Origin of the sequence: Clostridioides sp. GD02367 (assembly GCF_045900275.1) — a bacterium.
Lineage (GTDB): Bacteria > Bacillota > Clostridia > Peptostreptococcales > Peptostreptococcaceae > Clostridioides > Clostridioides difficile_A.
Map to the genome: position 1 here is coordinate 31,309 of NZ_JBJODK010000018.1, position 11,842 is coordinate 43,150.

10 protein-coding genes and 1 other annotated feature are annotated in these 11,842 nt (G+C 27.3%); of the genes, 4 read left to right on the forward strand and 6 right to left on the reverse strand.

The genetic code is table 11. The features are described 5' to 3' along the window. Position 1: 1 nt before the first annotated feature. Entirely contained in the window at positions 2–526 is a 525-nt protein-coding gene (locus Q3223_RS18140) for a GNAT family N-acetyltransferase (RefSeq protein WP_054276912.1), read from the forward strand. Between the two features lie 109 nt (positions 527–635). Here Q3223_RS18140 and Q3223_RS18145 read toward each other — a convergent pair whose 3' ends face one another. Further along, the gene (locus Q3223_RS18145) at positions 636–782 is read right to left on the reverse strand and encodes a hypothetical protein (RefSeq protein WP_167640550.1); all 147 of its coding nucleotides are present in this window, start codon (positions 780–782) and stop codon (positions 636–638) included. Between the two features lie 138 nt (positions 783–920). Continuing rightward, the gene (locus Q3223_RS18150) at positions 921–1,847 is read right to left on the reverse strand and encodes an AEC family transporter (RefSeq protein ID WP_074179650.1); all 927 of its coding nucleotides are present in this window, start codon (positions 1,845–1,847) and stop codon (positions 921–923) included. 191 nt (positions 1,848–2,038) lie between these two features. Between Q3223_RS18150 and Q3223_RS18155 the strand changes: the two genes are divergently transcribed. Next, a complete protein-coding gene (locus tag Q3223_RS18155) occupies positions 2,039–3,910 on the forward strand; it encodes a tetratricopeptide repeat protein (protein ID WP_407812339.1) in 1,872 nt (623 codons plus the stop codon). Between the two features lie 91 nt (positions 3,911–4,001). Here Q3223_RS18155 and Q3223_RS18160 read toward each other — a convergent pair whose 3' ends face one another. Next, a complete protein-coding gene (locus tag Q3223_RS18160; protein ID WP_021384983.1) occupies positions 4,002–4,937 on the reverse strand; it encodes a magnesium transporter CorA family protein in 936 nt (311 codons plus the stop codon). A gap of 519 nt (positions 4,938–5,456) precedes the next feature. Between Q3223_RS18160 and Q3223_RS18165 the strand changes: the two genes are divergently transcribed. Next, positions 5,457–5,969: a flavin reductase family protein gene (locus Q3223_RS18165; protein WP_054270585.1), complete on the forward strand. Its 513-nt coding sequence runs from the start codon at positions 5,457–5,459 to the stop codon at positions 5,967–5,969. Between the two features lie 164 nt (positions 5,970–6,133). Here Q3223_RS18165 and Q3223_RS18170 read toward each other — a convergent pair whose 3' ends face one another. The 3 genes from Q3223_RS18170 to thrC all read right to left on the reverse strand — a co-directional run bounded on the left by Q3223_RS18170 (position 6,134) and on the right by thrC (position 9,703). Beyond that, positions 6,134–7,192 carry a nitronate monooxygenase family protein gene (locus Q3223_RS18170; protein ID WP_074179651.1) on the reverse strand — a complete coding sequence of 353 codons (1,059 nt, stop codon included), beginning with the start codon at positions 7,190–7,192 and terminating at the stop codon, positions 6,134–6,136. A 126-nt stretch (positions 7,193–7,318) separates the two neighbouring features. Next, positions 7,319–8,212, reverse strand: a complete 894-nt coding sequence (gene thrB, locus Q3223_RS18175; protein WP_407812340.1) for a homoserine kinase — start codon at positions 8,210–8,212, stop codon at positions 7,319–7,321. Between the two features lie 9 nt (positions 8,213–8,221). Further along, complete coding sequence (gene thrC / locus Q3223_RS18180) at positions 8,222–9,703, reverse strand: threonine synthase (RefSeq protein ID WP_231300698.1); 1,482 nt, start codon at positions 9,701–9,703, stop codon at positions 8,222–8,224. A 105-nt stretch (positions 9,704–9,808) separates the two neighbouring features. After that, positions 9,809–10,040, reverse strand: a binding site (T-box leader). Positions 10,041–10,896: 856 nt separating this feature from the next. Here thrC and trxB point away from each other — a divergent pair. Continuing rightward, positions 10,897–11,805, forward strand: coding sequence for a thioredoxin-disulfide reductase (trxB, locus tag Q3223_RS18185; protein WP_054270581.1), 909 nt, complete (start codon positions 10,897–10,899; stop codon positions 11,803–11,805). Positions 11,806–11,842 lie beyond the last annotated feature (37 nt).

The following is an 11,842-nucleotide window of genomic DNA, read 5'->3' on the forward strand; positions in this document are numbered from 1 at the left end:
TATGAGTAATCCTATAGATATAATAATAAGACCTATAAGGAGTGAAGATGCACAAGCTGTTAATGAAATGAGAAGGACATATGGTGTTATGAGAAATACTTTGGCTTTAATGAGTGATAGAGTAGATAAAACTATAACTATGTTGAATTCTTTAGGAGAAAATGATTACATGTTTGTTGCTGAGATTGATAACAATGGAGAAAAAACTGTAATAGGTTTTGCTGGTTTACATGTAAATTCCTCTCCAAGATTAAGACATAGTGCAGAACTAGGAATAACTGTGGATGAGAATTATCATAGAAGAGGAGTAGGAAAAAAACTAATAGAGCAGCTTTTAGATATAGCAGATAATTGGATTATGTTAGCTAGAGTAGGATTAGAAGTAATTGTGGATAATGAAAAGGGATTAAATTTATATAAAAAGTTAGGTTTTGAAGTAGAGGGTATTAAAAGATATGCTGTAATTAGAGATGGAAAATTTGAAGATACCTATGTTATGGGAAGATATAATAAAAATTTGATTTAAAGAGTCTGATAGGAATAGAGAAGTAGAATAAATTGTCTTTAATATAAATTTTCATTAAAGATAATTTATTCTACTTCTCTATTATATTAAAAAACTTATTTTTAAATGTTTATAAAAACATTCTATATACAAATAAAATTATTAGCAATATCAAAGCTATTTTAAAAGCTAGACTAGCAACAGTCTTTATAATTTTTACAGAAACACCTATAGCAACTATAGCAAATACTATTTTAAAGAGTAAATCTAAATCCATATTTAAGCCTCCTATTCTATAATACATATAGATATTATTGACAAATATCTAGGAAAAAATTCCATAAATATGCTACAATAAAATGTTTATATTTGTAATTTATTGAATATGTTATTATATAATACATAAAAGAATAAATCAAGATAACAATAAAATACTTATAAAAGGTATAGATATAACTGAAAATAGTGTTGTAAAAAACACACATTGTGAAGCTAATGTTATATTGGAATCATATTGATTAGCCATTATAGCAGTATTTGCGGCGGCAGGCATTGAAGAAATTACTACTGGTATAGCTAAAATCATCTTATCATCTATCCATCCCTTTAGAATAAAATATACAATCACAGGAAGTACTAATAATCTTATAAAAGTGACTAGATATAATTTTTTATTGATAAAACAATCTAGAGCTGAAGAATTAGCAAGTAAACTTCCAATGATAATCATTGATATTGGTGTAGTGATGTTTCCTAACATCTTAAGCGGGTCATTTATAAATTGAGGTAATCTAAGTCCTGTCACAAATAAAAAAAGTCCAATAACCACAGCTATTGTAGCAGGGCTTATAAGTGATTTCATTGAAAAACTTTTGTTTGTACTACCTTTAGATAGAAGGTAAATTCCTAAAGTAAAAGAAAACAAGTTAAATGGTAGATTGAATATAGCAGTATAGAATATCGCTTCATGGCCTAGAACAGCTTCAATTACAGGATAGCCCATAAAAGCAACATTTGAAAAAACAACTATATACTGATATATCCCCAAATCTTTTTTATTGTCGCATTTCAAAACGTATTTTAATAAAAATGCAATTATAATTGAGACCATATACATAATCAGAGATGTAAATAATAACAATAGTATTTTTTGTATCATTTTATTATCAAAGTTAATTTGCATGGAGCTAATTATCATTGATGGCAAAAAAACCGTCATTGTCAAGTTTGAAAGTTTAGATGTGCAGTGGTCATCTAATAAGTTGAATTTTCTGACAAAATATCCAACTAAAATAATTATAAATAAAACTGCCACTTGAATAAAAATATTGCTGAAGTTCATAAAATGTCCCCTCCCTATATATACATTATATACCAATTATATAATAAAATCTAATGATTATAAAATTTAAAATCTAATGTTACAATATAGTGACAAAAGGTAAAAATTCAATATTATAGCATTAATTATGGATTATAATGTATAATAATGTTTGAGAGATTATATTTTATAAAATGGGTAGGTAGCTAATAATGAAAAATACAAAATTTTCTATAAAAAAAATAAAAAATATATCTAGTGACCCGAAAGTGATACATACTAAAGGGGCTCTTCTTGAAAAGATGGGTAAGACAGAAAGTGCAATAGAATTATATAAGAGTGCAGCATTAGATAATTATGTAAAGTCTCAATATACTTTGGGAAATATATATGAAAGTAAAAAACAATTTAAAGAAGCCGAAAAATGGTACTCAATGGCATATAAAAATGGAAGTGAGGATGCCGCTTTTGATTTAGGTAATATGTATTATAGATTGGATGGTTATGAGTATGCCATATATTGGTATGAAAAGATAGCAACTTTAGGATATTTACCAGCACAAAATAATTTGGGTGTATGCCATTTTAAAATGAAGGATTTTATAAGAAGTGAAAAATGGTTAAAAGCAGCAGCAGACAATAACTTAGGGAAAGCTTGTTTTAATCTAGGAGTATTATATACTTTTTTGGAGAAGGATGATGAAGCATATGAGTATTATAAAAAAGGTTCTGTACTTTTAGATGATGATGCAAAATATAATTTAGCAATATTAAATGGAAAAAAGAAAGATAACAAATCGACAGTGAGTCTATATAAACAATTGTATAAATCAGGTCATATGAAAGGTTGCTTTAACTTAGGTATGATTATGGAAATAAATGATAATTTAGAAGAAGCAGAAAGGTACTATAAAAAAAGTGCAGATAGAGAAGATGTAAAATCTGAATACAGACTTGCATATGTATACGATAGAAAAGAAGAACTAGGAGATGCAATTTATTATTATGAGAAAGCAATAGAAAAAAATCATACACTTTCTAAATATAGACTTGCTAATTTATATAATAGGGAAAATGATATAGAAAAAGCAAAAATTTATTACAAAATGGCTGCAGAAGATGATATAACAGAGGCAAAAAATAATCTGGCAGGTATATATTTTGAAGAAAAAGATTATGAAAATGCTATTAAATATTATGAAGATGCTATAGCTGTTGGATGTAAAAGTTCACTTGAGAATCTTGGAGATTTATATTATCAAAATCAAGATATAGAAAAAGCAATTTCGTACTATTCAAGGATTCCTAATAATGCATCTTGTCAAATCAAATTAGGAAATATCTATGAGGATTTAAATAATATCGAAGAAGCTATAATTTGGTATAAGAAAGCATCTGAAAATGGAGATACTAGGTCTAGTTATAGATTGGGATGTATATATGAAAATCTAGGAAATACAAAAAATGCTAGAAAATATTTTGAGATGGCAAGTAGTAAAAGTCATATGAATGCTCGTATACACTTAGGTAGAATTTACTTTAGAGAAGGAAAATTAGAAGAAGCTAAGATGATGTTTGATACACCTGCTAATGAAAATAATGTGTATGCTCAACATATGGTAGGATTAATTTATGATATGTTCTATAAAGACTATGTAAATTCTAAGTTTTGGTATGAAAAGTCTAGAGCACAAGGTTGTGTTGAATCAATCTATAATTTAGGACAAATTTATTTGAAATTAAATGATGATGTAGAAGCTGAGAAATATTATAAAGAAGGTATTAAATATGGAAGTAAGAAGTGTGAGTATATGCTTGCAGGCCTTTATTACAAAAAAAGTTTAGATATGTATACTTCTTTAGCTAATGAAGGATATGATAATTGTGAAGAGATAGTAGAAGATTTCCCTAATTTAAATATAAACTTTGATGAAGTATTAATTCCTCCATTTAAACTACAAGAGGAAGTAATTGACGAAGAAGAGTATGTGCCAATTTATATATTAAATATAAAAGAGAGTTTAGATTCTATGTTAGAAGGTCTTGAAACTGAAATGGTTATAGATGAAGAACACGATAACTAAAAAACGTTATAAGAGTCTATAGATTTAAATATATAAAAGCCATTAGAATAAATGAAATCAATTAATTCTAATGGCTTTTTTAATAAATCTTTTATAAGAGCTTATTTCTTGACATGAAAAATGTAATCACTATACATATTATAGAGGTAATAAGCAGAATTATCCAAAATCCATTTGGATTATTGGAAAATGGCATATTGATAACATTCATACCAAAGAATCCTGATATTATTGTAGGTATTGAGAAAATTAGTGTAACTACTGTTAAAATTTGCATAACATTATTTTGATTATTACTTATAATTGCACTGAAAGCATCCATAATTCTACTCAATATATCTCCGTATATTTTAGCCATATCAAGAGCCTGTCTATTTTCGACTATAACATCTTCTAATAGGTCTTCATCGTCTGGGTATTTCTTTATACCAGCAGTTCTAACCATTTTGTTTAAAACCAGTTCATTAGATTTTAATGAAGTAGAGAAGTATACCAAAGACTTTTCTAATTCCAATAATTGAACTAATTCTCTATTTTTCATTGATTTGTAAATTTCTCGCTCTATTATGATTGTCATCTTATTTATTTTTCTTAAGTAATGCAAATAATAAGCTGCATTTTTATGAAGAATTTGAAGTAAAAAGCGAGTTTTTTTAAATGTAAAAAAATCTTTAATATGACCAACTATAAAGTCGTTTAAAATCTTAGTCTGTGCATTACAAACGGTTATAATAGCTTCTTTAGTTATTATAATACCTAGGGGTATTGTAGTATAATGAGAAGAATTAGAGTCACTTTCGTCTACTGGTATATCTATAAGTATAAGAGTATGATTGTCTTCAACATCTATTCTTGAGCGTTCTTCTTCATCTAGTGCAGATTCTATGTTTTCTACATCTATATTCAATAAATTAGAAATTTCGTTGATTTCGCTATGATTAGGTTCAACAAGATTTATCCAACAGCCATCTTCAAAAAAACTAAGTTTCTCTAATTTTGAATCTATAGTTTTGTAATATCTTATCATGGCAACACATCCTTTATTCAGTTTTATATAAATCTCATCATTTAATAGTATCTATTAATTAGCTAATTTATATAACTGAATATATGTATTAGTTTTGATTTTAGATATTATTAAGTGATGAGATTGTAAAAAATTCTCTCCGCAACGGACTAGTATCCATTGCCCATCACTCTCCTTATTTATTATTTTATATACCTATATACTAAATTCGTATTTTAAGCACTCTTTAATATAATACCTTTTCCAGGTATATAAATCAAGTTTTGATTTGATTAAATAATATTTTTACCACAATTTACATGTTAAATACAACAGTTATATTTAACTTAAATAAAGAATATATATATTCTGAGTGAAAATATTAAATATATTAAAAAAATAAGTGTGTGTTTATATATTTACTTATTTACAATAATATATTTAAAATAAGGTATTTTATTTTCAAAAGTAAATTTTATTTATAATTTGTAACGAAAATAAGAGTACCATAAATATAAGAGAATGAGAGGTTATTGAGATATGAGTGAATTTAAAGAAATTGTAGCAGAAGATATTAAAAATAATCCATTTGGATTGATAGGGAAAGACTGGACACTTATAACAGCAGAAAAAGAGGGCAAAGTAAATACCATGACTGCTAGTTGGGGAGGTCTTGGAGTTATGTGGGGAAAAGATGTTGCCTTTGTAGTAATAAGACCACAACGTTATACTAAGGAGTTTATAGATAATACAGATAAATTTTCTCTTACTTTTTTTGATGAAGATTTCCGTAAAGAGCTTTCATATTGTGGTAAAGTATCTGGTAGAGAAGAGGATAAGATATCACAAATTGGATTTAATATAGAACACTTAAATGAGACACCTTATTTTAAAGAAGCAAAGATGGCTATTATATGTAAAAAGATGTATAGTCAGAAAATAGAGCCTCAATGTTTTATTGCTGAAGGTATAGATGGAAGATGGTATCCACAAAAGGATTACCACACTTTATATATAGCTGAAATAACTAATGTTCTTGTAAAAGAAGATTAAATGTAAGACTACTATTAAATTGAGTTGAATAGGAGATTTGCAAAAATATATTGATATATAAAAACATATAAAAAAGCTAAGGAAGTAAATATGTTAACAAAGATTAATCGATAACATATATAAATTCCTTAGCTTTATAAAATTTCAAATTATAACTCTTTAAATTACAACTCAGAAATCAATTCATTGATAACATCTTCAACACTACTTAACTTGTCAATCTTATATGCATCATTTCCACAAAATAAAAGTGAATTTTCAACATCTCCTTTAACTGCATTGATTAAAGCTTGAGAAATACAGTAAGGAGTTTCTTTTGGATTGCAAGGAATCAAGCAATTGTAACATTTTGTTATTTCTGGACGAGTTATTTTAACTTCTTCTATAAATTTATTTCTTATAGCACGTCCAGGAAGACCTACAGGGCTTTTAACTATATGAACATCGTCTTCACTAGCATTTATGTATGCCATTTTAAAGTTCTCATGTGCATCACATTCATAAGTAGCAACAAATCTTGTACCAACTTGTACACCACTTGCTCCCATGTCTATATATTTTTTAACATCGCTACTTGATGTTATACCACCAGCAGCAACAACTGGAATGTTTCTGCCAAATTTTTCTCCATAAGTATTTGCAACCTTTAAGATTTCAACAAATTCCTTATCATAGTCTATAGAATCTATGTTATCAAGTTCCTCATTAGAGTATCCAAGGTGACCACCAGCTTTTGGACCTTCAACAACTATTAAGTCAGCCGTAGTTTTTTCTTTTCTATCCCACATCTTTAAAATTACATTAGCAGCTTTTGCAGTTGAAACGATAGGAGCTATTTTTACATTACTTCCTTTTACCAATGATGGTAACTTATTAGGTAATCCAGCTCCAGATATTATAAGGTCTACGCCAGCTTTAACAGCTTCCTTTACGTATGTTTCATATTCTTTCATAGCTACCATGAAATTAATACCAATAATACCACCATTTGAAATTTCTTTAGCTTTAGAAATATGTTTTTTTATAGCTCTTAAATTTGCATTTATAGTGTTAGTTTCAAAATCTTCCTCATCATATCCAATTTGAACCCCAGAAATTACACCAACACCACCAAGCTTAGCAACTGCACCAGCCAATGATGATCTAGATATACCAACGCCCATTCCACCTTGAATTATAGGAACTTTTGCAACTAAATCTCTAATTATTAACTCTTTTATGATAATCCCTCCTTAATGTAAACATGTTTAAAGAACTAGATTATAATACTTAATATTATTACCTAGTCCTAATTATTATACTACAAATTATAATAAAAGAGTAGTTATATTTTATAGATGAGATGATAATTATATAATATTTAAAACAGCTCCATTAGAATCACAACATAACTCTTTTATTTGCCAATCAGATTTTAATTTTGATAGGTAGTCTTTCATATTATCTACAAAATTATCATCATTTTCTTTTATTAAAGACATTATAGTAGGCCCAGCTCCACTTAAAAAGACTCCAATACTATTTAATTGCTCAGATTTTTTAACAATATCACTGTAGTTTTCAATTAGAGTTCCTCTATAATCTTGATGTAATTTATCCTGACAAGCCACTTTAAGAAGGTCAAAGTTTTTGTTTAGTAGAGCTGATACAAGTAATGCAACCCTACTGACATTAAATACACCATCAGAATAAGGTATTTCTTTTGGTAAAACACCTCTAGCTTTTTCAGTTGATAACTTAAAATTAGGTATCATTGCACAAAATTTAAGTTCGTTAGGAATTTCTATAATATCATAGTGTATGTTATCATTATCAGTCACAGAGACAATCATATTTCCTAAAATAGCAGGGGCAACATTATCTGGATGCCCTTCTATTTCTGATGCTATATTTAACAACTGGCATTTATCCAAATTAGCATTTGATAGAGCATTTGCAGCTATAACACCAGCTACTATGCAAGATGCACTACTACCAAGACCTCTACATATAGGGACTTCACTTTGAATTTTTATTTTGATGCCAGTAGGTATTTTGTCTGGCTTAACTCTATCAAAAAAGTACTTCATAGATGTATAAACCAAATTATTTTCGTTTTTATAGGCATCTTCACAGCCTTCTATTTCAAGACCCTTTTCAATTTCTTCAATATAAAATTTATTATATATATTTAATGCAATTCCAAGACAATCAAACCCTGGACCTATATTAGCACTTGTTGCAGGTACTATAATCTCTAACATAATAATCACCTATACTTTCAAAAATTTTTTTATAGCTAGTTTTAATTCATCTTTTTCACAAATATCTTTATGTAGTATTTCTGCATCCTTAAGATTTTTAATAGGTTTTGGTATATCTGTTTTAGAAATACTTGATAATCTATCAATTATAGCGAAGTCATCAAGGTTCTCAAAATCACAATCTATAGATTTTAGAACATCCTCAGAAAACTTGAATGGACTTGCAGTACTTACAATAACAGTTTTTGTGTTATCAGAAGTTTCTTTTTTGTACTTTTCATAACAATTGTATGCAACAGCAGTATGAGTATCTATCAAATAGTTATAATTTTTAAATACATTATTTATTGTTTCTTTAACTTCTTTTTCATTTGAATATTCTCCATAAAATGAAGATAAATTTTTTTCCATATCTTCATTTATTTTGTAGACTCCATTATCATTAAGGTCAGATAATAGTTTATTTACGATAGCAGTGTTTCTATTTGATATCTCAAACAACAATCTTTCTAAGTTACTAGATATTAATATATCCATAGAAGGAGAAGACGTTAATTTTAATGTTCTATTTTTATCATAAATACCAGTTTTAAAGAAATCATAAAGAACATTATTATCGTTTGATGCACATATCAATTTGTTTATTGGAAGTCCCATTTGTTTAGCATAATATCCAGCTAAAATATTACCAAAATTACCAGTTGGTACAACAAAATTTATTTTATCATTTAACTTTATCTCACCCTTATCAACTAATTTCATATATGAATAAAAATAATATGCAACTTGTGGAAGAAGTCTTCCTATATTAATTGAATTAGCAGAAGATAGTATATAATTATTATCTAATAATTTTTGATTAAATTCTTTATCAGAGAAAATTTTCTTTACACCAGATTGTGCATCATCAAAATTTCCTTTTATACCAACTACATATGTATTTTTTCCTGTCTGAGTCTTCATTTGAAGCTTTTGTACTGCACTTACACCATCTTCTGGGAAGAATACAATTATCTTTATTTTATCAATATCTTTAAATCCCTCAAGTGCAGCCTTTCCTGTATCTCCAGATGTAGCAGTAAGAATCACGACATCTTTCTCTAAATTATCTTTCTTAATAGATGTTTTAAGAAGATGAGGCATTATAGTAAGTGCCATATCCTTAAATGCTAAAGTTGGTCCATGATATAATTCCAAGAAATAAGTATCATTTATTTTATTTAATGGAGCTATACTAGTGCAATCAAACTTTTCGTCATATGCATTTTCTATACAGTCTTTAATCTCATCTTCAGTAAAATCACATAAAAATTTACTAAGCACAAAGAATGCTATCTGAGAATACGTTAAATTCATTAAATCTATAAGTTCATTTTCAACATTTGGAAATTTACTTGGGACATAAAGACCACCATCATTTGATATTCCCTTTATTATTGCTTGTGATGCAGTTACTTTTTCTTCGGTGCCTCTTGTACTTGAATAATACATTCTATAATCCTCCATATATTTTAGATTTTTAATTAGCTAATTAAGTTAAGTACAGAATATTTTAAAAACTGAATTTAGGTAATAAAAAAAGACCCTCATCCCTAAAAAAGGGACGAGAATCTGTTTCCCGCGGTTCCACCCAAATTGATTTAAAAAAATCCACTTGATACTTTAACGTAAGTAATAAAAACGTCTATTCCTACTAAAATCATTAAGATAACTTCAGATAGAAGCTCATAGGTAGTTTTCAATCTTTCTAATTAGGGAAACATTTCAGCTAATAGTTTCCTTCTCTGGTAACCGATTCAGATTTACTCTTCCTAATCAAAGCCTTTCAATATTCTTAATATTATTAATTATTCTAGATTATAAAACAGACAAAGTCAAGTATTAATATAAAAATTTGGGAAAAATATTTTTTAAATTGTAAAAAAATTGTAATCAAATTGGGTCATAGAAAAATATTTTTTTAACTGTTTTTAAAATCTTAGGATTTTGTGTTTTCATAGGAATGAAGCTGTTTTTAATATAACTAATCAAGAGGGAACAGTTACATCTCTGTAATATTACAGTTTTATACTACACTATATTACAAAAAAAGTTTACAAAACTTTAATTTGAAAAATGTAATTATATGGTATATGATATAAATATAAGTAAATAATGTTAATATTTAAACTATTAATAACAATTGACTTAATAAAAGTATATAATTAGGAATATTTAATTTGAAGAAATTGTTAATATAAAATTACAGCTATATTCAAATTAAATTCACAAGTATTTCACATAATAATAGTATACTGTAAACAAAAGGAGGTATTAAATATGGGAATAGTACTTATAACAGCAGCATTAGTTTTGGTTATGTATGGACTTTCAATTCTATCATATATATCAGAAAACAATATATTAGAAGACACTGTAAATGATAACCAATAAGGTTTTAAATTATATAAATGAGTAGGAACTGTAAATAAAAATTACTTTTATTTGCAGTTTTTTTACATATATGTAAAATAAAGTTAACTAATAAAAAACAATCCTTATATCGAAATAAAGGTTAATTAAACTTTTTATACATTAATAAAAAATAATGTTTTGTTTATAGTATATATGGATAATAATAGTAAAGTATAAGAATAATGAGAATAATATATAAGAAATAATAATATAAAGAGAGGTAAAATGTTATGGTAGATATTATTGTAATTGGTGCTGGACCAGCAGGTTTAACTTCAGCAATTTATGCTATGAGAGCAGGATTAAGTGTCACAGTATTTGAAAAAAGTATTTATGGAGGTCAAGTTGCAAGTACATCTGAAGTAGAAAATTATCCAGCAGTTCAAAAGATTTCTGGGGTAGAATTTTCTAATAATATATATAATCAAGCTATCGCTCAAGGTGTTGATATTCAGTTTGATGAGGTTGAAGAGATAAATCTTGAAGGAAAGATAAAGGTTGTAAAGACATCTTCAGGTGAGCATAAAGCAAAGGCTGTTATTCTTGCAAATGGAGTTGAAAGACGTAAATTAGGTTGTGAGGGAGAAGAAAAATTTACAGGTAGAGGAGTATCTTATTGTGCTACGTGCGATGGAGCATTTTTTAAAGATAAAGAAGTAGCCATAGTAGGTGGAGGAAATACTGCTTTAGAAGATGCTTTATTTTTGGCTAACAACTGTACAAAGGTGTACTTAATTCATAGAAGAGACAGTTTTAGAGGTGAAGAAGTATTAGAAAAATCTGTAAAGGCAAGAAAAAATATTGAGATACTTTATAATCATGGTGTAGAAAAAATAGAAGGTGAAAAGACTGTATCAAATATAGAAGTAAAGAATTTAAAGACTGAAGAGAAAAGAACAATAGATGTTAGTGGTATTTTTATTGCTATAGGTCTTAAACCTAATAATAAAATGTTTGAAAATGTTCTTGACTTGGATGAAGGTGGATATATAATTTCAGATGAATCTTGTACAACATCAGTAGAAGGTGTATATGTAGCAGGAGATAGTAGAACTAAATTTTTACGCCAGATAATAACAGCAGCGTCAGATGGAGCAATTGCGGCCGTTCAAGCTGCTAATTATATAAATATTGAATAATATAAATTTTAAATAAAAATAGCCATATATACTGAAA